The sequence below is a fragment of the Candidatus Cloacimonadaceae bacterium genome, assembly GCA_030693415.1.
In the GTDB taxonomy this organism is placed as follows: Bacteria; Cloacimonadota; Cloacimonadia; order Cloacimonadales; family Cloacimonadaceae; genus JAUYAR01.
Map to the genome: position 1 here is coordinate 1 of JAUYAR010000064.1, position 22,745 is coordinate 22,745.

Here is a 22,745-nt window from a genome sequence, read left to right on the forward strand (position 1 = left end):
CCGACGTCCCCGTCGGCGATAGTAGCGATGAACTTGGCACATCTGCCAATTTCGTAAACCATCCAGAAATCTGTAGCCGATCCTGCGGACATGAACCGACGGGGACGTCGGTAATTCCATAATCTCATGGGACGTCGGTAATTCCATATACTTCCACACATTCACCGGTTATATATTTGATAAATCTCTATCACCAAACACATCAGTATATTACATTCTATACTCCAATTATTTCCAATAGCCTGTCAGTGTCATAATAAGCTAAAAAACATGGATAATAGCGATATTATGCTTTCCTAAGCTTCAAAAAATAAGTGATTTAGCTGCTTGACAAAAGCAGTGCTCTGAAAATTCTTGAAGTTTGCGGTGCCGAGACTGGTATGCAGATCACGCAGTTGTTTCAATATCACAGGGTTTGCGCATGGTGTGTGAATAATGTGTATTACATGTGGATAACTTCCAAATACGGAACGTGTTTTCAGTTGGTAAGTTAGTCACAACTATCATAATTTACAGTCAGCTACTGTGTGTTTCAAAGATGCAGGCCGCTTGTGGCACGCTCTGTGGATAAATAAATCTTTTTATAGGGATAGAGAAATGGATCAAGACATCTGGCAGAACATTTTGGACAAGCTTGAGGAGAACATCAATCCCCAAAGTTTTCGCACCTGGTTTTCGGAAACGAAACTGGTGGACATGAACGACAAGGCATTGATCATCCGGGTTCCGACGCAGTTTGCGGCAAATTATCTGAATCAAAACTACACCGAGGCATTGGGAGAGATTTCTTTTGCCCTCTACAACCGTCGCTATCAGGTGCAGTTCGTTTCCCAGCCCCATCGTCCCAGTCAGGATAAAACTGGGCTGACGGAATATGGTTCAAACCGCGTGGTGCTCAATTCCAAGCTCAATGACCGCTTCAATTTCGATCAATTCGTAGTGGGTAAAAACAACAATTTTGCAAATTCAGCGGCAAGGGCAGTGGCGGAATCTCCCGGTTATACATACAACCCGCTTTTCATCTATGGCGAGAGCGGAATGGGCAAGACGCATCTGATGCAGGCGATCGGAAACTTTGTGCTCAAAGAAGGACGCAATTGCAGCATCTATTATACTACCAGCGAGGAATTTACCAACGAAATGATCGAATCCATCCGCGGCAACAAAATGCAGAATTTCAGAAACAAGTTCCGCAAGATCGATGTGCTATTAGTGGATGACATCCATTTCCTCTCCCGCAAGGAAGGCACTCAGGAAGAGTTTTTCCACACCTTCAACGCGCTTTTTGACAACCGTAAACAGATCGTGCTGACCTCTGACCGTCCGCCAAAGGACATTCCAGATCTGGAAAAAAGACTGGTGACACGCTTTGAAAGCGGGCTGCTATGTGATCTGAAGGAACCGGATTTTGAGACCCGTGTGGCGATCCTGCGCAAAAAAGCGGAGCCGGAAAACATCCAGCTCATGGACGAAGTTTTCAATTTCATCGCCCAATCAATCTCCTCCAGCGTTCGTGCTCTGGAAGGATCACTGATCCGCATCCTCGCCTATGCTTCATACAACAAGCTTAATCCTGAGGATATCGATACCGATGTGGCGAGAACCATCCTTAGCGACATGATCAGCGAAGTCCGAAAAGACATCACGATGGACGCCATCACTCAACAGGTTTGCATCGCATACAACATCACCATTCCCCAGATTGTGGACAAAACCCGCAAACAAAACGTCTCTTTTCCGCGACAGGTGGCGATGTATCTGGCAAATCTGCTCATTCCGCAGCTTTCTCTCAAGGAGATTGCGGAATATTACAAAAGAAAAGACCACACCACCGTCCTCCATGCCAAAAAAATGATTGAAAACCAGTTTCGTGAAGACGTCAGTTTCCGTTCCCACATCGAAATGCTGATCAAGAATATCAGACACTAAGCAAGCAGATGAACCGAAAATCTTTGTCATCCAATACGATAGCTCATCTTCCAGATTTCTTTCCACAGTCGTGGAGAGTATTCTGTGCAAGGATGTGCATAAGTATGCGGCAAAAGATCCGCGATTCAAAACAGTGGATAAGCTGGCACAAAATCCTTTGTTTATCCACAATTTGTCCACAGCACCGGCACCTTTCTTACTGCTTTGAAGGCAGTGTGTTAAAAAAAAGGTTGACCGTTTATCCCCTTATACACAGTGCCTACTAATACTACTAATCTAAATAAGAACTCTTTTAGGATTATATTTATGATGATGTTCAGAAAGACCTTTGGAATCACGCTGAGCGTGATTTTGATCCTGTTTGCAACAGCTTGCACCAGGAAAACCAACCCAACCGGAAACAACTGGTCGGACGTGAGACCTTTGAGTTTCACAGACAGCACTTCTTTTGACATGGGTTTCAGCTATGCGGCTACGAAAACCGTAAGCGGAAATGAAAGCAATCTGTTAGTCGGAAACTTTGAGGGATTGCAGGCGGCGGCGGTGATGCGTTTCACCGGTTTGCCCAAGGATTTTTCCATCCCGGTGGGCTATCAGGATTCCACCTATCTGGAACTGACCCTGGTGCGCCGTTCCCCTTTGATCCGTTATCCCGTCAATCTTGACGTGTATAAACTCAATCAAGTCTGGGCGGCGGATTCCACCAATTCGATCCAGGACGCGAACATGACCTTGATTTCGACGCAGTGCTTTACGATTCCGGATACGGTTTTGGCGGCTGGGACGGAGGTTCGCATCCCGATTCCGGTCTCCGCGATTCAAAATTGGTTCAATGCCTCCGACGCGGATACCCTGGGCTGGAATCTGGTGATCAAAAGCAACGTTGGTGCCTGGGTGGAAATGCGGGCAACAGAAACGGGCAGAGGACCTTCATTGCGGTTCAAATACTTCAGCGGCACACCGGCGGCGGAGAAAGAATATAAAAACCGCGCCACGCGAGACAGCTATCGCGTCGATACGGATCTGGCGCCGCTTCTCACAGATCAATGGGTGATCCGAAATATCAGTCCCTCCCGCATCTATGTGAAGTTTTTGGACAACTTTGATCTCTATAAGGATATGAATGGAGCAGTGTTAGACGCTCTATCCCGCCAGCGGCTCACGATCAACAAGGCGGAGCTGATCTTCCACGTGAAGGAAAATCCCTATTACGGCAGTTCGGTTCAATACAGCCTGCGCGGAGATCGAGTATCAAGGGATTCGATACTCACCGCGATAGAACTAACCGATACGGATGCCGTTTCCGGAATCACGACCACAACCTTTATCCGGGGCGACAGCGTCGTCGTAAATATCACTCCACTTGTCCAGGGATACACCTCCGGAAATCAAGCCAATAAAGGCGTTATCATCCGTTCAATGCAGGAGATGCTCAATTTTGGCAAATTGGAGCTCTGGCATTTCAATGACGCACCGGCAGGCAAAAAACCCAAGCTGAGAGTCACCTACACTCCGCCATATCTATAAGCTATGAAAAAACTTCCGTTGGTTTTGCTGATCCTTGCGCTGCTGTTTTTCATGTCCTGTAAAATGGGCAAACAGAGCGGCACTCCTTTGGCGCAGGTCAACGAGGATATCCTTTCTTTGGAAGGATTCAAATCCACTTTCAGCGAAGAGGAATGGAATAAACTGAGCTCCGAGCATAAAAAGAAATACGTCGAGGACTGGGTAAACGTCACCCTTCTGGCTCAGGAAGCTGACCAAACCGGCTTGGGCAAGGAAACTGCAACGCGGCAACGCATCGAATATGCCACCAAGAAGATCAAGGCAAACGCGCTCATCGCGCAAAAACTTTCCCAGATACAAGTGACAGATGATCAGCTCTTTAACTACTATCGCATCCATCAGGCGGACTTTACGAAGAACAGGATGGAATATAATGTGCAACGCATCTTTCTCAAGGACAAGATCGCTGCCGAAGCGCTGTATGAAAAAATCGCCGGTGGAACGAGCTTTGACGAGGCTGTTTTTAGCTATTCCCAGGAAAACCTGCGGGATAATTTTGGCAACATGGGCTTCGTCAATGCCATTGGAGCCGATTCCCTCTTTTGGCAAGCCGCGCGCAAGCTCAGGGACAAGGAATTGGGGCTGCTCGCTGCCGGCGGTGGCTGGTATATTATACGCCACATTAGCACTCGCGAAGGAACTGAGCCTGCCGGATTTGAAGAATATCGAGCGGAGATCAGAACCAGGATCCTGCTGGACAAACAGGAAGATATCTATCAGAGCCTGCTGCGCGAGCTCAAGATGCGCAACGACAAAATCTATTATTATTAGGATAAAAGAATGAAGAGATTACTTATTGCAATGCTGTTAATGCTTTGCTTGACAATGATCAACGCCGAACTCGTGGATCGCATCGTCGCCAAGATCGGAAGCGACATCATCCTGATGAGCGACGTCCACAAACAGATGATGCAGATGCAAAGCGCCAAAAAACTCACCCCAGATATCACACCAAAAGACGTTTTGAATCAGATGATCGAGCAGAAAGTGCTGCTGCAGAAAGCCCGCGAATTGGGCATCAAAGTGGATGAAACCAAGATCAAAACCTTTGCCGACCGCTATATCAGAGAGATCAGAGCCCGCTATCCCTCCGAGGCGGAATTCAACGTCGATCTCGCCAAAATGAAGCTCACCCAGGCGGATTTGCTCAAATACTATATGGATATGCTCACGGAAAACGCCATGACGGAGCAATTGGTGGATCGTTTCGTATCATCCAAGACGGTGGTTTCCGAAACCAAAATACGCAATTTTTATGAGACCACAAAGGATTCCCTGGCAGTGCGTCCCGTATCCTGGAAGACGGGAATGATCATGCGGGAGATCAATGCCAGCAAAGCCACCCAGGAAGAAAAGCTGAACCGGATGAAAGCTATCCGTGAGCGTGCGATGTCCGGCGAGGATTTTGCCGCTTTGGCAAACCTTGAAAGCGATTGTCCCAGCAAGGCAAGGGGCGGAGACCTTGGCTATTTTCGCAAAGGAATGATGGTCAAAACCTTTGAAAATGCCGCTTTCAAGCTTGGCATCGGCGAAGTGAGCGATGTCGTCAAGACCGAATTTGGCTATCACCTGATCAAAGTCGAGGAAAAACGCGGCGAGGAAATACGTGCGCGACACATACTCAAAATCCTCACTCCCACGTTGCAGGACAGCGTGGCAGCCTTTGATCTGATGGAAAATATCCGCGCCCGCTATCTCAGAGGAGAGGATTTTTCCACGCTTGCCACTCAATTTAGCGAAGATGTCGATACCGCTTCCAAGGGTGGGATAATCGGAGATTTTGCCCAGGAAGAAATGCCGCCTCTCTTTGCCACAGTGCTGATGTCCACCCCAATCGGCGAGCCGACCGAAGTGCTGGAAAACGAAGGCATGCTCTATCTTTTCGTGCGCCTCAAGGAATATCCTTCCAGGCTTTACACCTATGACGAGATCAAAGACGAAATCGGCAAATTCCTCTTCCAGAACAAACAAATGAAAGTTTATGACGAATGGGTGGCGGAATTGATCGCCGCATCCTACGTCCAGATCATGATTTAGATGCAATCGCGCAGATTTGATCTCGTCACCTTTATCGCCAGTCTTTTCGGCACCGGATTTTTGCCTTTTATGCCGGGAACTTTTGGCACAGCGGTGGCGGCGCTCATATATTTTATCCTGCCGGGAGCTTGGTTTCACGGCGTGCCGGCATATATCTTTGCCGCCGCGCTGATCGTATTTTCGCTTGCCGCGTCCTTGATTTCCACTTTGGCGGAGAAACGCCTTGGGCACGACGCGCCTCAGATCGTGATCGACGAACTATGCGGCTATTTCGTTGCCGTGCTATTTCTGCCCCACGGACTGATGACCGCGATCTACGCATTTGTGCTGTTTCGAGTTTTTGATATCGCCAAGCCATTTCCGGCAAACCGCGCACAGAAAGTTTCAAAAGGCTGGGGTGTCGTCCTCGATGACCTCGTAGCCGGTTTTTATGCCAATATAGCTTTGCAAATACTAATCAGAATATTCCCAAGATTCTTTGGAATATAGGAGAAACAAATGACATATATGCTACTTCAAGCCGCCGACAAAGGCACAGGAGGACTCTTCGGAAGTCCGATCATCTTCATGGTACTGATCTTCGGCATCATGTATTTTCTCATGATCCGTCCCCAGCAAAAGCGTCAGAAAGAGATGCAGAAGATGCTTGAAAGCCTGCAAGTGAACGACAAAGTGCTCACTTCCTCCGGAATCTACGGCAGAGTCGTATCGATCAAACCGGACAAAAACATCATCGTCATCGAGATCGACGAGACAAATAAGATCCGGGTCGATTTCCAACGCTCCGCCATCGCCAGCATCCTCAATCTCACCGACAAGGAACCAGCCAATCGATCATGACATATCTTCCCAAACTTCTTCCGGTGCGCGTTTACGGAGACGAGATGCTGCGCCGCAAGGCAGATGAAATCGAATCTATCACAGACGAAATCCGCGAGTTCATTCAAGACCTCGTCCACACGATGTATCTGCGTGACGGCGTCGGACTCGCGGCACCGCAGGCAGGTAAAAGCATCCGCGTCTTCGTGATGGATCCTCTCTGGAGCAGAGAAGGCAACGAGAAAAACCCCGTCGCTCTGATCAACCCGGTGATCGAAAGCTATGCCGGCGAAAGCGAAAATGAGGAAGGCTGCATCAGTATTCCCGGCATATTTGCCAATGTCTGCCGTCCCTCCCGCATCGGATATTCCTACACGGATATCGATGGAAAGCAGCACTGCGAAAGCGCCGAAGGTTTTGATGCAATCGTCTTCCAGCACGAATTTGACCACCTCGAAGGAGTGCTGTTTACAGACCGCATCGGCAGCCTCGCCAAGCTGAAACTCAAGCGCCGCCTCAAGGAACTGGAAAAAGGCACCGTCAACGGAGAGAACATCCGCACGGATATCTTTATTGCGGACGAAGACGAATGAAGCCGCTCAGGATCATATTTATCGGCAGCTCGGAGTTTGGTATTGCTGCGCTGAAACGCATCAGCGAAAGTGTCAAACCGCTGCTGGTGATCACTCAGCCGGATCGTCCTCAAGGCAGAAACCTGTCATCGGCTCCCTGTCCTTTGGCAAAAAGCGCCGCGGAGCTTGGCATCAAATTATTCAAGCCCGATAACATCAATTTCGAGGAAACGCTCCAAACCCTGCATAGCCTGATGCCGGATCTCTTCGTCACGGCTTCCTATGGCGGCATGTTAGGAAAGAGAATCCGCAATCTGGCAGCCAGGAAAGCCATCAATCTACACCCTTCACTGTTGCCAAAATATCGTGGCGCGGCACCAATCCAATCCGCTCTGCTCGCAGGAGATAGAACCACCGGCATGACGATCTTCCGCCTCACGGCAAGCCTCGATGCCGGTCCCATCATCATGCAGCAAAAGCTGGAAATCGATGAAGGCGAAAACTATAGCAGCCTGCACGAACGCTTGGCAAATCTCGCATCTGAGATGCTGATCGAATATCTGGCTAATATCGACGCCTATGAAGCAAAGCTCAGCCCCCAGGACGACTCCCTCGCCACCCAATGCGGTAAATTTGAAAAGCAGGACATGCTGCTCGATTGGCATCAACCCGCGGAAAGTGTCGTCAACCGTATCCGCGCTTTTTCCCTCAAGCCCGGTGCTTTTCAATATTACAATAACGAACCGCTCAAGTTTCTATCCGCGGTAAAGCTCGAAACACCCCTATCCGGAGAGCCGGGAAGCATCGACAGCATCATTAAAAACACCGGTTTCACGGTCAATTGCGCCGATCATCCGATACTGATAAAAACTATTCAACCCGCCGGAAAGAAGATCATGGATAGCTGGGCATGGCTGCTCGGCTCCAGAGCTCAAACAGGCGATAAATTATGGAAGTGACAACATGAAAGAACATTATCTCGCAGTAATAAAGTTCCCCGTTTTTGTGGCATTGGCTCTGATCGCCATCAGCGCAGTCTTCTTTGGTTTTGCCCTCGTCGGCTATCAAAGACTGGGTTTTTCTCCGGTGGGAAAAGTGGTTTATTTAATCATTTTCCTACTCATCATCGCATTAGTTGGAACTTGGATTTTGATCCTGACATCCACCCATATCAAGCTGAAGTGCAAGAGCTTGAGCATCTATATGAAATGGATGCTCTTCCACATCTATTTCTATTTTGCCAAGTGGCTAAACGCTATTTTCTTCAAGGGAAAAGCTGGTTTGATGGAGTCCTTTTTGCACTTCAACAACGAGATTGTGCTCACCGCCCATCAGGATGACAAGCATGAAAAAATACTGATATTGCTGCCCCACTGCCTGCAAGGATCAAACTGCAAAATCCGCATCACCGCCGACATCATCAATTGCGAAGAATGCGGCTCCTGCGACATCGCCGTCATCAAAGGCATGGCGGATAAATATCAGGTACATGCGGCAGTGGCGACCGGCGGATCATTGGCAAGGAAACTGATCACCGATGAAAAACCGGACGTGATCATCGCCGTGGCTTGTCATCGCGATCTTGTCGATGGTGTCCGCGACGCTTGGCAATTCCCCGTCTATGCCGTTTTGAACGAGCACCCCAAAGGCCCTTGCTTTGAGACGACAGTGAGCATCTCCACCATCGAGTTTGCCATCAAAAAGTTCATTTGAAGCGGATAAAACCCATGCGCACAGGCTGTTTCATCTTCCTCCTCATCGCCGTGATCATCATCAACGCTGCCGTCACCATTGTTTTGATCAACAAAAATAACGCCCGCAACCTCGATGTGACATCCATGTTCGATGGCAAAACCGATAAACCGGATGCTGGAAAGGGTGCCCTCGCAGGACGCGAAAACGCCATTACCAGAGCCGCGCGGGAGGTCGGTCCCGCAGTTGTGAGCGTGAATGTATTCAAGACCCAAATGGTGCGTGGCGGCAACCCCTTCGGCTTTTCCTTCTTCGATTTCTTCGAGTTTGCACCCATGCAGCGCCAGATCCAAAGCATCGGAACCGGCGTGATCTATGACTCCGCCGGATATATCATCACCAACGCCCACGTCGTCAGCGGCGCCAATCAGATCAAGGTCGTCCTTCCGGACAAACGGGAGTTTGACGCTCAGGTCGTTGGCATGGACGAAAAGCTGGATATCGCCAAGCTCAAGATCAACGGAAACAACATCCCCCACGCCAAACTCGGCACCTCCAAGGGTCTCATCATCGGCGAGTGGTCTATCGCTTTGGGCAATCCCTATGGCTTTTTGATGAATGATTCCATGCCCAGTGTCTCAGTCGGAGTCATCTCCGCAGTGAATAGAAATTTCGCCCCTCGCGAAGATAACCGATCATACCGGAACATGATCCAAACCGATGCCGCAGTCAATCCCGGAAACAGCGGCGGACCTTTGGTGAATATCAACGGCGAGGTCATCGGCATCAATACTTTCATCGTTTCGGAAAGCGGCGGCAACATCGGCATCGGTTTTGCCATCCCCATCGACAGGGTCAAGGAAATAGTCAACAGGATATGAAGTTTTTCAAAATAAGTTTCACTCTTTTACTGCTGATGTATGCAGTTAGTATCGGCGCTGTAAGCCCCTGGAACGCGGTTGGGGACACTCTCACCGTGATCCAAATGCCGATCTTGAACATCCCCGCCATCCACATTCCCGGCGAAACGATGACCATCGTCTGCATCGCTCCTCAAACCACAACAAACTGGCAGGCGGAACTGATCCACAAAGCCAAGATCATTCCTTTGCAGGTGATTTCCGCGCAGTATGTTACGACTCCTGAGCGATGGCTGATCAATACCATTATTCCTTCCGTTCCTGTCTTTGAGCAATATGACCTCCGGGTGCGGGCATCGGGAGGGATATTAGACACCTCCAGCAACGCCGTCAACGTGATACCATCCCGGAAAACGAACTATTATTTCGTCCATATCACCGATACCCATCTGCCGACCCGGATCTATTATCCCAATGCCGGATACAACACCGATTCTTTGGCTGTGAACGACCTTCGCTCCGTGATTGAGGACATCAATCTGATCCGACCGGAATTTGTGCTGCTGACCGGAGACCTGCTCAACGAAGGCGAGCTCGAAAACTTCTCAGGACAGTATTGGTATGGCTGGGCACAACGCCTCATCGCCCAGATTGAGGTGCCGGTTTTCCTCACCAACGGCAATCACGACGTCGGCGGATGGAACTCCACTCCCGCTCCGCAGGGCAGCGCAAGGCAAAACTGGTGGAAGTATTTCGGATGGCGATGGCTCAACAATTCAAACAGCACATGGGGACTTTTTACCCAGGATTATAGTTTCACCTATGGAGATTTGCACTATATCGGGCTGGAATCCTATATCAATTATGACAACTGGCGCGCCAACATCTATGGCGGACAAAGCTTTATCTATAGCCAGATCACTTGGCTGAACACCCAAATTGCCCTGCATCCTGGCAAAACTAAAGTGCTTTTCTATCACTATGACTTCTCAGACCAAATCAATCTTTCCGCTCTGGGCGCACAAATGGGCATCTGGGGACACGTTCACTACAACACCGGCAACATGACTAACCCACCCTATAACATCGGCACCAGAAGCGTCTGCGATGGCAACAGAGCCTATCGCGTCGTGCGGGTCAACGGACAAAACCTTCAACCACTGACGACCATCTATGCCGGAAGCAACGGAAACAATGTCAATATTGCCTATTATCCCTCCAACAATGCCGCCGCGGACAGCGTCCTCGCCATCTTTTCAAACAATCAAAGCATCGCTTTTGAAAACGCGCTGATCAAATTCAAGATGCCCTCCGGGAACGACATTTACTCGGTCACCAACGGTGTGCTCGAACAGGTTGACCGCAGCGGAGCCCACAACGTCTGCTATGTGCGCGTCAATAGCGGTGCGAATATCGTGAAATATGTGAGCGTAAAAGCCCATCCAAACACGGCAAACGATGATCCCACACACGTTCCGGCATTTAGCCCGATCAGATCCCTCTATCCCAATCCATTTTCGGAATTGCTCACTATTCTCCTCAATCAGGAAAAGGGAGAGCGGATGGATTTGAAAGTCTATAACCTGCGTGGAGAACACGTTCGCGATCTGACGAGGCAGATATCAAACGAAATTTCTGCGCTGGAATGGGATGGAACCAACGACCGCGGAGAAAGACTTCCAAGCGGAATCTATCTCATCCGCGCCTCATCACGTAGGGGCAGCTTTGTGCAAAAAGTGGTGAAAAGCCGGTAATTCAAGAGCTTGGGCAGGGATCGGCATCACTATCACGGTTTTCGGAAAATGAAAACCCCAGGTCGTCGTTACTTTACATGCGCTATATGCTGTGGAATCCTCAATGGATCGATCATTGGGTGAGCAATTAATTGTGCTGGTTTGAGCCTGATCTTGGTTTGATCAATGTATCTAACAGGATCTGGAATATCAAAGTGTTCCTTCAATGATAGCCAATCAATATTTCTAATTGTAATGATATCGTCCAGGTAATAACTAACCCAAGATGCGCCAAGCTTGGAGTCTGACTGAATATGACTCAGTTTTTCCATTGAAATTTTCGCATATTCACTATCTATCTCAAAACCTATATAGTTACGCCCCAATCGCTTTGCTGCTATAGCGGTTGTCCCTGTTCCACAAAATGGATCCAAAACAATGTCATTTTCATCCGTAGTCAAAAGAATCAATCTATCCAACAAGTGAATGGGTAGCTGACAGGGATGTGGATCTCGCTTTGAGTTATGCTTAATCCTATGAATATCAGTCCAAACATCAGAGACCAATGGCCCGAAAGGATGAAGCAAGTCCTTTTTACCTCCATAGTCTTTTTGGAGATAACCAGTACTGCGGTTTCGCTTATGGGGATGCCTTAGCTCATAGATTTTTGCCCCGTTGCTCGTCTTTGTATAAAACAATATGCCATAATGAGATGGCTGCAAAGATTTGCCCATGGGAGAAGAGGGGGCGTCCCAAGCTATCCAATGTTTGAAGTTCGCAATGTTATTCAAGTATATAGCGTAATAAGTGAGCCACTTCGGGATGTTGTGAACAAAGATCGAGCCCGTGGGTTTGGTTACCCTTACCATCTCTGATATCCATAGCGAACACCATTTCAAGTATTCCTCAAACGCCAAACTGTCTTTATAACTGTTATATCCTTTCTTTAGGTTGAATGGCGGATCGGCAAATGTCATATCGATCGAATTGTCGGGAATCGCCTTGAATAGTTCGAGGCAGTCCCCCTCAATGATTTGATTTATACTATTAGTCATATTTTTTTGAGCACCCCATTGTTTCCTCAAGAAGTTTTCGAAATCTATCTATTTCATCCTCATGAAATGTAAAAACGTGATCATATGCTGAGACCATTCTTTCAAGGTCACCTTTTCTAACGAGCCATCCAATACCATCTACAAATCCCACGAACTTCGCGATTTTATGCCGGGCTCTAATAAGTTCCTTAATTGAGATTTCAGTTTTAGCCTTATCCCCTTGTCCCGAGGAAGTTGTAACTAAATACGAACATTCAACTATTAACCTCGGGGCGTTTTTATCTGGTATAATGAAGTCCATTCTACGCTTTGTAAAGGGAGAATCTATTACTATGTCTGTTAAATCACCTTTTTCGAAGCTTATACTCATTGAATCAAGAAGCCTTTCAAGAAGCTGCTCCGGATTATTGTCCTTTTTACCTGAATAACTTCCCTTCTCTTTGTATCGCACAATAGTATCCAATAACTGTTCAAGGTCAAAATTTAGTTTTCCCATTTTGAATTTCTGTAATTCAAATAGAGGTAATGTCTTAGCTAAATATGGAGTTGATGCTCCTTCGAAAAAGAGTCTGATAACTCCCTTTACAAAGTGTGTATTCGTTTTCAGCATCGACTTAACTCTATCCGTTTTCCATTCTATAATTTCATCAACTTCCTCTTTTGTACACCATGACTTCTTATACGTCAAATCGTTGAGTTCCTTATCATTAACTATTCTGATAAGCGTTATTATTCTCAAGAACAACTCATTGGAAACGCCTGTTAAAGCCTGAAGCGCCTTGAGACCGTACTCTTTTGTCCTTAGCAAGTCTTCAAATATTACAATAATATCTTCTTTCTTTTCTTTCCCCTTCAGGTTTTTGTGCAGTATAACCAAAGTTTCTCTAAGTGCCGTGATATTGGCTTCATTATGCTGTTCAAAAGTTGGGTTGTAATAGAAATATGTATTTTTGTTCTCCACAACAGCTATTCTCGGATCCTTTTTAGGCATTCATCTCTCCTTTTTTAAACATCAGAACATACTCATCTTTCATTGTATTCCTCATCCCACGTATTGGCTTCAACATGCTCTTTACCAGAGGCATGTTATATTTCTTAGCTGATTCAATTATCGTGTTTTCCAAACAAATCCCCCCTGTCTGATTTGTGTTTGAGCCAATCACCATAATGAAGAACTTACCGCATTTCAATATTCTGGATACTTCACTACATACCTTATCCATGTCGTTAAAATACAAATCCAGCTTTTCGCTACGGCTTTTTCCTTTCAGTCCAATCAGTTTTGTTCTAATTATCTCAGGATCATATCCAAGAAATACTAACTGATCGTAATCGTTCTCCATGTAATCTATGGCAAATGAATACGGCGGTGAAGTGATAACGCAGTCTATGGACGAATCCTCGATGTTCATGTTCATGGCGCATGGTTCAGAGACCATGTTCAGTTGGCCAATATGTAGTTCAGGATATAAAGGGTTGGTCAAAAAGTTCTTCATCGCTGTATGGTATTTTATGAGCACTTTTCCGAAAAGTTGTGGATGATCTGATTTTTTTACTCTTTTAGCATACCCCATGGCGTCTAAGTAGGCTAAAAAAGCAAGGTTATAGACTTTTTTCTTTTCCGGATCGGCGATATCATCCAATCGTGCCAACACGTTTCCTTTCTCAAAATACTCAAAAAGATCATAACGCTTGGGTGGAAGGTATTCTAACAACGATGGATCGATTGACAAGGCTTCATGTTTCGTCTGTATCATAAATTGACAAAAGGGGCTCACATCTATGGCAAATGAATCAAAACCCAGTAGGGCGGCTTCGATGTTTGTAGTGCCGCTGCCTGCCATTGGATCAAGAATCTTATCTCCGGCTTTAATACCCGTAATATTCATCAGAGCTTTGATCATCTGCGGATGAAACTTACCCCGGTAGGGAAAAAGCCCATGGCTCGCATATCCTGATGAAAACTGGTGACTTTCATCATTTACATAGTCATCGATGACACCATCAATGGCTTTGGAAAAAAGCTTGTAGTGTCTGGTAAGTTCGCCACCCACCGACTTGAAATATGCTGATCTATCAAGCAATTCCCTTTTCTCAAGTGAATGATACTCCATATATGATAGCTCAAGCTCAAATACCTCATTCACGCCAGGCAGAAGGTCAACCTGCCCCTGGAATAACCTGTCCGTCAATGACTGAATTTCTTCTAAAAGCACTTAATCTCCCGATCTTTATGTACAGCTCTAACTTGTGATCTATTGCTTGTCCTCAATAATAAAGAGGCTCACCAATGTATGGTTTTCACTCTGATGAAAATGCAGCTTTTTCGTCAAGAACAATGTTGTTAATCTCTCGAATATTGAGATGGCAATACTCCAGACCATATTGAAGTTTCAAATGATCTTTTCCTTGCAGCCAAACTGGAAAGCATACATGGACTCAGGGCAGGGAATAAATTGGGAATTTGGCAATTTGTGTGAGGATCAAATCGTTCATTCTGAAATAAGACTGATCAACGAATGGCTTCCGCAGCATCGGCATGCTGCGCTAACGCCTTTTTTAGCCGCGTTCAATTCATTGCAGGATACCGAGTTCATGGAGTTTTCGTGAGAGATTGCTTTGCTGGAGCTCGAGCGCTGCGGCGGTTTTGGAAACGCTGCCTTTGTGGAGTCTGAGTTGGGCACCGAGGTAGCGGAGCTCGAATTCGCGTTTTTTATCCGCGAAAGATGCGGGTTGATTCCAGAACGGGTCGTTTCCGGGGGAGGATGAGTTTACGCCGGCAAAGAGCAGTGCGTTGATATCTGAAGGATCGGGAGTTTTACTATCGCAGAGGAGATAGATGCGTTCGATGATGTTTCGGAGCTCGCGCACGTTGCCCGGATAATCTGGTTTTTGGAGGAGTTCGATTGTTTTGGGGTTGAATGTCTTTTCCTTCACCTTGAGCTCTCCGGCGATGATGCGGGAGAAGTGATTGAGGATCAAGGGGATATCGTCCTTGCGGTCGCGCAGCGGAGGAGTGAAAACCGGCACCACGTTCAGGCGGTAAAAAAGGTCTTCTCGAAATGCACCTGTGGACACCATGCCAGGCAGGTCTTTATTGGTGGCGGCAATGACGCGCACGTCGATACGCCTCGTTTCGTTTCCGCCCACGCGTTCAAATTCGCCTTCCTGGATCACTCTCAGGATTTTTGCCTGCGCAGCCAAATCCATATCGCCGATCTCATCGAGGAAGAGGCTGCCGCCATCGGCTTCCTCGAGCTTGCCTTTCTTGCGTTTGTCGGCTCCGGTGAAGGCGCCGCGTTCATAGCCAAAGAGTTCGCTTTCCACAAGCTCTCTGGGGATGGCGGCGGAATTGAACTTGACAAATGGTTTTTGCACGCGTTCACTGTGGGCATGAATGAGACGGGCGACGAGTTCTTTTCCAGTGCCGCTTTCGCCTTGAATGAGGATCTTGGCATTGCTGGGCGCGATCTTGGCAATGATGATCTTAAGCTCTTGCATGGCAGCGCTTTCGCCGATCATCGCCCAATCCAGAAGATACTGTTCCTGGAGGCTGAGCATTTGCCGGTTGAGGGCTTGGAATTCGAGCGCTTTCTTGATTGTGATCTTGACCTTGGGAAGGCTGAGTGGTTTCTCCAAAAAGTCGAAGGCGCCGATCTTGATCGCCTTGACGGCATCGCTGATATTGCTGTTTCCGGAGATCATGATCACTGGGACGGAGGGATCGCTTTTCTTGATCCTGCCGAGGATTTCGATGCCGCTGATGTCCGGAAGTTTGACGTCAAGGATCACGGCATGGGGTTCAAATTCTTCAAAAGTGAGCAGTCCTTCCCTTCCGGTGTTGCAGGTTTTGACCTGATAGCCTTCGTCCTCGAGGATGTCCATGAGGCTGCGGCAGATGTTCTTTTCGTCGTCTATGATGAATATTTTCATGTGTTTACCTTTTCGATGATGAGGTGGAATTCGCTACCCATGGCAGGTTTGCTCTTGGCGCGAACGATTGCTCCATTGGCTTCGCAGAGTCTTTTGACCAAAGCCAGTCCGAGTCCGGTGCCTTTGTTCTTGCGTGAGAAATAGGGTTCGAAGATGCGGTGCAGGTCTTCCACAGCGATGCCGGCGCCCTGATCTTTGATGTTGATGACGGCAAAGGACTTTTCCCGGTTGAGAATAATGCTGATCGGATGCTCCGGTTGGGAAGCGTCGATGGCGTTTTGCAAAATGTTCGTAATTATCTGGTAAAAATGGGTTTTATCGAAGCTGATGAGGTGATCCGTCTCAAGTTCGAGGATGATGTTATAATCCGCCATATAGGATTTGCAGATTTCGCGGATGCTGTCCGCTGGGTTGAAGGTTTCCTTGTGGGGTTGGACGATCTTGGCAAAGCTGGAAAAATCCTGTGCCAGGAGGCGGAGATTCTCCAATTCCTGATTGATGATGTCGATCGCCTCGGGGAGGATTTGATTAATTCTTTCAGGATCGTCCGCGAACCGCTCTTCGAGGCGCTGGATGCTGAGTTGGATTGGAGTGAGGGGGTTTTTGATCTCGTGGGCGAGGATGCGGGAAAGATCTTTCCAGATCATCTCTTTTTCCGCCACGAGTAAGCGTATTTGCACTGCCTCCAACTCGCGGGACATCACATTGAAGGAGTTTTTGAGCAGTTTCATTTCATGGATGCCGGTTTCGGGAAGATGCACGGAGAAATTGCCCCTGCGGATCTGTTCGGTGGCTTCCTTCAGCTCGCGCAGGGGTTTGCTGATGCGGGAAAGCACGATGATGAAGATCAGAGTGGAAAAGACGATCACCGTCAGCAGGATGAGGGCGCTGTTTATCCGCGTCTGAGAAAGGGTCAGGCTGAGGCTTCCCTTCGCCTGAGAGAAGGTGTCCGCGATGCGGTTGATGGCAAGCGAATCTTCAGGATTGGCGATTTTGAGATCGCGAAGTTCTCCAACCAGTTCGAGCCTGCCGATATCCTCTTTGAGCTTGTGCTGCATGGATTGAAATACATTGTTCAAAAGCGCGAATCCGCCGATGGAGATGACGATGTAGAGCAAGAGGATCCAGGTTCTCAAGCCAGCTCTGGCAAAACGCATCGATGCTTCCTTTTATGACAGGCGCCGCAGGTCAAAGACAGCGCTGACCGAGGGACGCCGGAATTTCCACAAGACGATCAGATCCACCCGGCGGTCGATCTGGTCAAAATGGACGGTTGGCAGCCAGGTTTCGAGCCGCACCTTCACTTCCCCCCAGCTTGTTTCGATCGGCAAAGAGCATTCCAGCAGCGAGACTTCCTCCAACATTGTCTGGTAGGATGAGGTGTGAGAGGTTCTGCCCGATCCGGATTGAATGATTTTGTAGCTGTTTGAGCGGGAATCGTATCTGACAACGTTGCTGAACGCGCGAGTGCCCTTGATCTTGCCTTTTGACCTGATCTCGACAGTATAGTTGACGGGAATCGGGGCACCGGATTTGAACACGTCCACAAAGTCGTTTTCAAACGCGCCGATCAGACGTGTTTCGAGCTGCAGATAGCTCTTTCCGGATACTCCTCTCAAAACGGACAGACTTGGATCATTGCCCGAATATGACGAAAAGAGGAACATCGAAAGGCTTGCCATCAGGGCAAGCGCCTTCGCCGCCAAAGCCTCAAGCATAGTCACCGCCTTGTTTTTTTATCTGTGGTGTCATTCACGCTTTCATGCAATTTTTGTCAAGCACCGGTTTGGCATAATGTGCCATCTTACAGGATCCTCTTCAGCGTGGCTATAAAGTCGTCGATATGTTCGGGGAGCGTGTTGAAATTGCACATCAGGCGCACTTCGTCGATGGCTTCGTCCCAAGTGTAGAAATGGTATTTTTCCTGAAGAGGAAGAATCATATAATGCGGCAGGATTACGAATAGGGAATTGACGACCACTTCCTGGGTGATCTTCACCGGCGGGATTTCGCTCAATCTATCTGCCAAGAGGCGTGTCATATTATTTGCCGCCAAGGCATTACGGCGCCATAGCTCTTGATCAAGATATGCCTGATATTGTGCGGCGATGAAGCGCATTTTGCTGAAAAGTTGGCTGCATTGTTTGCGATAAAATCTCATGTCGTGAGTGATGCGCGGCTGAAAACTGATCACTGCCTCGCCGAACAGGAGTCCGTTTTTGGTTCCGCCAAAGCTGACAATGTCCGCTCCCGCGTCTTTGGTCATTTCTTTGAGACCGCAATTTAGTGCCGCCGCTGCGTTTGCCAAACGCGCTCCGTCGATGTGCAGATACATGTCGTTGGCGTGGGCAAAATCCGCCAGAGCTTTGATCTCGTCGATGCTGTAAAGCGTTCCGTATTCGGTGCTTTGGGTGATGGAAAGGACGCGAAACTGGGAATGGTGCTGATCCCGGTTGCCGATCAGACGGGGTTTGATCAAATCGGGAGTGAGTTTCCCATCCGGCGTTGGAATTGGTTGCAGGCGCGCTTGGGTAAACTTTTGCACGGCGCCGCATTCATCCACATTGATATGCGAAGTGGCGGCGCAGGCGACGGCGTGGTAGGACTTCATCAAAGACTGGATGGAAAGGACGTTCGCGCCCGTTCCGGTGAGCATGAACCAGGCGTCACAATCGCCACCGAAGAGACGAACGATTGCGGCAAGGACTTCCTCGGTCAAAGGATCGTCTCCATAGGCGGGACAAAAACCGGTATTTGCCTGTTGCATCGCGGAAAAGACGGAATAATGCACTCCGCTGTGATTGTCGCTGCCAAAACTGACAGGAAACATATTTAACTCCTTAAAGTAGTGATTAAATTATCAAATCCGCGTCTGCTTCAAGGGAAGATCGTGCTTTTCAATCGGCAGGATTTCGCAAGCTATGTCGATGTGGGAAAGTTGCCCGGCAAGATACTCCAGCACCGGAAACTCGGTGTAAAAATGTCCGGCATCGATAATCGGGATGGGGCTGTCCAAAAGATTGTGATAGCTGATGTCCCCGCTGATCAAGACCTCCGCCTTGCGCGCGGCATCTTTGATCAAGGAATTTCCCGCTCCGCCGCAGATGGCGATGCGGTCAACCGTCATTTCCAGGCTTTTTCCCGCGTTCCAGATATTCAGATCGGGACAGCCAAGACGCTGCTTTGTATGCCTCGCGAGTTGTGCCAAAGTCATGGGAGCCTTCGCTTTGCAGAGTAAGCCCAAGCCCTGGGCGGGGTTGGAATTTGTCACCGGGAAATAGTAGAGCAGGGGCGTTTCAAAGGGATGGACTTGTTTGATGGCGGCAAGGACAGACTGCAGTGCGCCTTCGTCCACCATAAATTCGATTAATACCTCACGCGTCCGGCTCAGCTCTCCCGCTTTTCCGAGATAGGGATTGGAGCCTTTCAGAGGACGAAAACTGCCTTGGACGGACATCTTCGTGGAGCAGGAATCATAAGCCCCGATTCTTCCCGCGCCAGCAGTGGAAGCCGCTTTGAGGATTGCTTTGCCATGCTCGGAAGAAACGCTCACGCAGAGGTGAAACCACTTGCCGCCGCTTTCCATACTCAGATGATCCAATATCTCAAAATCCAGCTTTTCCGCCAACGCGTGGGATACTCCATAAGGCGCCACATCGAGATTGGTGTGGAGGCAGACGGCGGCGATCTGTCGCTCGATCAATTTTAGCAGCAGGGGATCAGTGATCTTTTTAAGTGCTTGAAAGATGAGCGGATGATGCGATAGGATCAGATCGGCGCCGGTTTCAATCGCATACTCCACGGCGCGTTGAGTGATATCCAGAGCGATCAGCGTTTTTTTCACCTCGCGTTTCGGATCCCCAACCATCAATCCCACGTTGTCCCAATCCAGCGCCAGAGAGAGAGGCGCGAAAGTCTCGATATGTTCCATCAAGTTGCAGATCAGCATCATATTCCCTTTTACTAATTCATCCACAGCAGCTTGGCAGTGGTGGTGCGCCCATGGATATCAATCGCTTTGATCAGATAGATGCCACTGCATTTCAGCTCGTTATCAAGAAACAGTTCATGGTTTTCAGGGTTGATGTCCCTTTGCGCAAGTTTCTGTCCGCGGAGATTATAGATGCAGATAGCGGATAAGGTTTGGGCAGATTTGATCCTCAGGCTTTGACCCTTCTTTAGCGGATTGGGATAAAAGCTCATCTTTGAAACAACCGGTATGAGAGGATCGGATATCTGAGTGGGGTTGAAAGCAAACAAAGAGGAGGTGGAAAGCGTCATTGGAGGATTTTGATAAGCGGGACTGATGCTGCTCGCGGTTGACCAGGAGATCTGTTCAAGCGAAGGAATATACTGGATCGCCATCAGGTTTGCCGGAACCCCCGCAGCGGCGGAAAGCATCTGCCATTGGCTATTTAGGCTCATATGCGGATTGGCTGTCAGAGCGTTGAAAATGTTTGTGTAGCGGTAGCAATATACTGGTTCAAAGAGCAGGCGGAAGTGATTGGTGGCGGCAATGTGATCCTGTGGCAAGCTTCCGTTTTGGCTTTGAGTGCGCATCACGGAGCCAAAGTTATTGCATTCAAAGACAGCGGGCTCGATGCCGGCATCGTCATCCAGCATGGTGTGAATGATCGTCCCGGCGCGGAATCGATAGGTGGAAAGAGCCGCGTTAAAATCTCCGAGGTTGTGCTGTCCATCACCGTTGAAATCATAGGTTTCCAGCGCCTCGCGGATGCTGAAAAGCACGTGCCGCAGATTGGTGAAGTTATCTCCGCCGTGGGTGTTTCCCATGTTTAGAAAAGCAGCGCTACGGGAATCAGAAATCCCAGAAAGCGCTCCGATCATGCCTGGATAGAAAAAGGACGCCCATTTTTGTTCAAGAGGATCGGAGGGATGATGCACGATCAGAGCTGGATTGGCGATCAGGGCTGGGTGGTTTGCCCAATCCATAAACCTGGTGAAGATCAGGTTTCCGCTTAAATGCGGATCGTTTGTGGTAGCCGCTCCCCAACTGCTGATCGAGGAGCATCCGAGCTCGTGTTCATTCCGCCCAAGATACTCACTGCGCACCGGGTTGAGATCCACGATAGCGTTTATCATCAGCAGGTCAGAGATTCCCAGATTGCGCTGCAAACCGCTGTGGTAAAGGCTTTGTCCGGATGCTGCGATGCCTTCCAGCATGCCGGTGATTTCCAACACAAACTTTGGTTCAACCGTGAAACAGTTATTATAATAGCTCAGTAGATAATTGTAAACCATGGGGTTGTTTCCGCATACGCTTGCGTAAAAATAGTCGTTAAACAATGTGAGTATGCGATTTGAAAACATATACCCCTGAGCATAGCCGCGCTCGTAATGATCGCCCCACACATGCAGCACCAGTTTGCCGTCGATTGTTTGTAGCTGTCCGTTCACCTGGGCGTTCAACCCGGGCAAGAACAGCACGAAACACAAAACTAATAAAGCAACAAATCTCATAATTTCATCCCTTATGTTTGAATCAAACTTATTTTATCCAAGGATGCTCAGCTCGCTATTACCGTCAAGTATTAAAATGCTTTTATGCTCGCGTTTCACATGGATGTGGGTGTCAAATGACAACTAAAACGACTCATGGAACGCCAGACGTCCCCGTCGGCGATAGCAGCGATGAACATCACACATCCACCAATATCGTAAACCATCCACATATCTGCAACCGATCCTGCGGACATGAACCGACGGGGACGTCGGTAAATCCATACGCCAGACGTCCCCGTCGGCGACACGAAGGATATCTATTCCCTCGGCGACTGTAGCGGTGAACATCACACATAGCGAGTGAAACCACAATTACGCCATATTAATGCGGAAACTGTATAATTCCTGAATGAATAACCGTGAAAAGTCATGCCTCTGGGCAAAACAATCTATATCGTTATTCCTCAACACATTACGACCTGCATACCCTATCTCTCTCCTGAGCATTACGGAGTCAATACGGACTTAGTCCGTAATAAGTCCGTATTGATTCCGTAATGCTAAGGAGGAAGAAACGGATTTCTGCTGGAATTGTCAAAGCATTTAATATCAGATAGATGTCCTTCGTGTCGCCGACGGGGACGTCGACGCTCCATGAGTCGGCGTTCCATGATTATGGAATTACCGACGTCCCCGTCGGTTCTTGTCCGCAGTCCATCACTCGAGGTAGTGAGATTACGATCGTAATGACAATTGCCTCGACTGTCACCATCAAATTTATGGAAATTTACTTGAGCAGTCTCCACCACCACACTCGGTGTTTAAATCAAAAAACCCCGGAGGCAAAAAACCTACGGGGTATGATGTTGGATGCTATCAAAGCTTATTTGATTTTCAGTACTTTGGTGCTTTGGCTGATGCTGTTTTGGGTGGCTTTGACGAAATAGATTCCGCTGGCGAGTTTCTTATCCGCTTTCCAATTGACGGTGCTGTTTGGCGCGGCGTTGATTTCTCCCACCAATTGACCGCGGAGATTGAAAATGCGGAAATTGACCTCGGATTTGGCATTGGAATCGAGGCGGAGAT

Annotated in this window: 21 protein-coding genes; 11 read left to right on the forward strand and 10 right to left on the reverse strand. The window is 48.3% G+C overall.

The window, feature by feature from the left end:
• Positions 1-597 precede the first annotated feature (597 nt).
• The 11 genes from dnaA to Q8M98_04270 all read left to right on the forward strand — a co-directional run bounded on the left by dnaA (position 598) and on the right by Q8M98_04270 (position 11,229).
• On the forward strand, positions 598-1,929 hold the full coding sequence (gene dnaA / locus Q8M98_04220) for a chromosomal replication initiator protein DnaA (GenBank protein MDP3113964.1): 1,332 nt from the start codon (positions 598-600) through the stop codon (positions 1,927-1,929).
• A 306-nt stretch (positions 1,930-2,235) separates the two neighbouring features.
• Positions 2,236-3,456, forward strand: coding sequence for a hypothetical protein (locus Q8M98_04225; protein MDP3113965.1), 1,221 nt, complete (start codon positions 2,236-2,238; stop codon positions 3,454-3,456).
• Positions 3,457-3,459: 3 nt separating this feature from the next.
• A complete protein-coding gene (locus tag Q8M98_04230; protein ID MDP3113966.1) occupies positions 3,460-4,266 on the forward strand; it encodes a peptidyl-prolyl cis-trans isomerase in 807 nt (268 codons plus the stop codon).
• Between the two features lie 9 nt (positions 4,267-4,275).
• Complete coding sequence (locus Q8M98_04235; GenBank protein ID MDP3113967.1) at positions 4,276-5,532, forward strand: peptidylprolyl isomerase; 1,257 nt, start codon at positions 4,276-4,278, stop codon at positions 5,530-5,532.
• Positions 5,533-6,021 carry a phosphatidylglycerophosphatase A gene (locus Q8M98_04240; GenBank protein MDP3113968.1) on the forward strand — a complete coding sequence of 163 codons (489 nt, stop codon included), beginning with the start codon at positions 5,533-5,535 and terminating at the stop codon, positions 6,019-6,021.
• A gap of 9 nt (positions 6,022-6,030) precedes the next feature.
• Positions 6,031-6,372 carry a preprotein translocase subunit YajC gene (gene yajC, locus Q8M98_04245; GenBank protein ID MDP3113969.1) on the forward strand — a complete coding sequence of 114 codons (342 nt, stop codon included), beginning with the start codon at positions 6,031-6,033 and terminating at the stop codon, positions 6,370-6,372.
• Positions 6,369-6,944 (forward strand): peptide deformylase, encoded by a 576-nt coding sequence (gene def, locus Q8M98_04250; protein MDP3113970.1) that lies wholly within the window; start codon positions 6,369-6,371, stop codon positions 6,942-6,944. The genes yajC and def overlap by 4 nt, the downstream gene beginning before the upstream one ends.
• Positions 6,941-7,882, forward strand: coding sequence for a methionyl-tRNA formyltransferase (gene fmt / locus Q8M98_04255; protein MDP3113971.1), 942 nt, complete (start codon positions 6,941-6,943; stop codon positions 7,880-7,882). The genes def and fmt overlap by 4 nt, the downstream gene beginning before the upstream one ends.
• Before the next feature lie 4 nt (positions 7,883-7,886).
• Complete coding sequence (locus Q8M98_04260) at positions 7,887-8,636, forward strand: DUF116 domain-containing protein (protein MDP3113972.1); 750 nt, start codon at positions 7,887-7,889, stop codon at positions 8,634-8,636.
• A gap of 14 nt (positions 8,637-8,650) precedes the next feature.
• A complete protein-coding gene (locus Q8M98_04265) occupies positions 8,651-9,496 on the forward strand; it encodes a trypsin-like peptidase domain-containing protein (protein ID MDP3113973.1) in 846 nt (281 codons plus the stop codon).
• Positions 9,497-9,531: 35 nt separating this feature from the next.
• Positions 9,532-11,229 carry a metallophosphoesterase gene (locus Q8M98_04270; protein MDP3113974.1) on the forward strand — a complete coding sequence of 566 codons (1,698 nt, stop codon included), beginning with the start codon at positions 9,532-9,534 and terminating at the stop codon, positions 11,227-11,229.
• A gap of 68 nt (positions 11,230-11,297) precedes the next feature.
• Here Q8M98_04270 and Q8M98_04275 read toward each other — a convergent pair whose 3' ends face one another.
• From Q8M98_04275 to Q8M98_04320, 10 genes are all read right to left on the reverse strand, one after another.
• Positions 11,298-12,263, reverse strand: coding sequence for a DNA methyltransferase (locus tag Q8M98_04275; GenBank protein ID MDP3113975.1), 966 nt, complete (start codon positions 12,261-12,263; stop codon positions 11,298-11,300).
• A complete protein-coding gene (locus Q8M98_04280; protein ID MDP3113976.1) occupies positions 12,256-13,254 on the reverse strand; it encodes a DpnII family type II restriction endonuclease in 999 nt (332 codons plus the stop codon). The genes Q8M98_04275 and Q8M98_04280 overlap by 8 nt, the downstream gene beginning before the upstream one ends.
• Positions 13,247-14,479: a hypothetical protein gene (locus tag Q8M98_04285; protein ID MDP3113977.1), complete on the reverse strand. Its 1,233-nt coding sequence runs from the start codon at positions 14,477-14,479 to the stop codon at positions 13,247-13,249. Before Q8M98_04285 ends, Q8M98_04280 begins: the two co-directional genes overlap by 8 nt.
• A gap of 358 nt (positions 14,480-14,837) precedes the next feature.
• The gene (locus Q8M98_04290; protein ID MDP3113978.1) at positions 14,838-16,196 is read right to left on the reverse strand and encodes a sigma-54 dependent transcriptional regulator; all 1,359 of its coding nucleotides are present in this window, start codon (positions 16,194-16,196) and stop codon (positions 14,838-14,840) included.
• Positions 16,193-17,353, reverse strand: a complete 1,161-nt coding sequence (locus tag Q8M98_04295; protein ID MDP3113979.1) for an ATP-binding protein — start codon at positions 17,351-17,353, stop codon at positions 16,193-16,195. Before Q8M98_04295 ends, Q8M98_04290 begins: the two co-directional genes overlap by 4 nt.
• A 12-nt stretch (positions 17,354-17,365) precedes the next feature.
• Positions 17,366-17,914 (reverse strand): hypothetical protein, encoded by a 549-nt coding sequence (locus Q8M98_04300; protein MDP3113980.1) that lies wholly within the window; start codon positions 17,912-17,914, stop codon positions 17,366-17,368.
• Between the two features lie 86 nt (positions 17,915-18,000).
• A complete protein-coding gene (locus Q8M98_04305; protein ID MDP3113981.1) occupies positions 18,001-19,026 on the reverse strand; it encodes a beta-eliminating lyase-related protein in 1,026 nt (341 codons plus the stop codon).
• 30 nt (positions 19,027-19,056) lie between these two features.
• Positions 19,057-20,127, reverse strand: coding sequence for a Nif3-like dinuclear metal center hexameric protein (locus Q8M98_04310; GenBank protein ID MDP3113982.1), 1,071 nt, complete (start codon positions 20,125-20,127; stop codon positions 19,057-19,059).
• Positions 20,128-20,159: 32 nt separating this feature from the next.
• Positions 20,160-21,677 carry a T9SS type A sorting domain-containing protein gene (locus Q8M98_04315; GenBank protein MDP3113983.1) on the reverse strand — a complete coding sequence of 506 codons (1,518 nt, stop codon included), beginning with the start codon at positions 21,675-21,677 and terminating at the stop codon, positions 20,160-20,162.
• An 865-nt stretch (positions 21,678-22,542) separates the two neighbouring features.
• The coding region (locus Q8M98_04320) for a T9SS type A sorting domain-containing protein (GenBank protein MDP3113984.1) at positions 22,543-22,745 on the reverse strand (203 nt) is incomplete at its 5' end.

Coding starts and splice junctions, on each gene's coding strand:
- def (MDP3113970.1), top strand. CDS start 6,369: ATGACATATCTTCCCAAACTTCTTCCGGTGCGCGTTTACGGAGACGAG.
- fmt (MDP3113971.1), top strand. CDS start 6,941: ATGAAGCCGCTCAGGATCATATTTATCGGCAGCTCGGAGTTTGGTATT.
- Q8M98_04270 (MDP3113974.1), top strand. CDS start 9,532: ATGTATGCAGTTAGTATCGGCGCTGTAAGCCCCTGGAACGCGGTTGGG.
- Q8M98_04280 (MDP3113976.1), bottom strand. CDS start 13,254: ATGCCTAAAAAGGATCCGAGAATAGCTGTTGTGGAGAACAAAAATACA.
- Q8M98_04295 (MDP3113979.1), bottom strand. CDS start 17,353: ATGCGTTTTGCCAGAGCTGGCTTGAGAACCTGGATCCTCTTGCTCTAC.
- Q8M98_04275 (MDP3113975.1), bottom strand. CDS start 12,263: ATGACTAATAGTATAAATCAAATCATTGAGGGGGACTGCCTCGAACTA.
- Q8M98_04305 (MDP3113981.1), bottom strand. CDS start 19,026: ATGTTTCCTGTCAGTTTTGGCAGCGACAATCACAGCGGAGTGCATTAT.
- dnaA (MDP3113964.1), top strand. CDS start 598: ATGGATCAAGACATCTGGCAGAACATTTTGGACAAGCTTGAGGAGAAC.
- Q8M98_04260 (MDP3113972.1), top strand. CDS start 7,887: ATGAAAGAACATTATCTCGCAGTAATAAAGTTCCCCGTTTTTGTGGCA.
- Q8M98_04225 (MDP3113965.1), top strand. CDS start 2,236: ATGATGATGTTCAGAAAGACCTTTGGAATCACGCTGAGCGTGATTTTG.
- Q8M98_04230 (MDP3113966.1), top strand. CDS start 3,460: ATGAAAAAACTTCCGTTGGTTTTGCTGATCCTTGCGCTGCTGTTTTTC.
- Q8M98_04310 (MDP3113982.1), bottom strand. CDS start 20,127: ATGGAACATATCGAGACTTTCGCGCCTCTCTCTCTGGCGCTGGATTGG.
- Q8M98_04290 (MDP3113978.1), bottom strand. CDS start 16,196: ATGAAAATATTCATCATAGACGACGAAAAGAACATCTGCCGCAGCCTC.
- yajC (MDP3113969.1), top strand. CDS start 6,031: ATGACATATATGCTACTTCAAGCCGCCGACAAAGGCACAGGAGGACTC.
- Q8M98_04300 (MDP3113980.1), bottom strand. CDS start 17,914: ATGCTTGAGGCTTTGGCGGCGAAGGCGCTTGCCCTGATGGCAAGCCTT.
- Q8M98_04240 (MDP3113968.1), top strand. CDS start 5,533: ATGCAATCGCGCAGATTTGATCTCGTCACCTTTATCGCCAGTCTTTTC.
- Q8M98_04315 (MDP3113983.1), bottom strand. CDS start 21,677: ATGAGATTTGTTGCTTTATTAGTTTTGTGTTTCGTGCTGTTCTTGCCC.
- Q8M98_04265 (MDP3113973.1), top strand. CDS start 8,651: ATGCGCACAGGCTGTTTCATCTTCCTCCTCATCGCCGTGATCATCATC.
- Q8M98_04235 (MDP3113967.1), top strand. CDS start 4,276: ATGAAGAGATTACTTATTGCAATGCTGTTAATGCTTTGCTTGACAATG.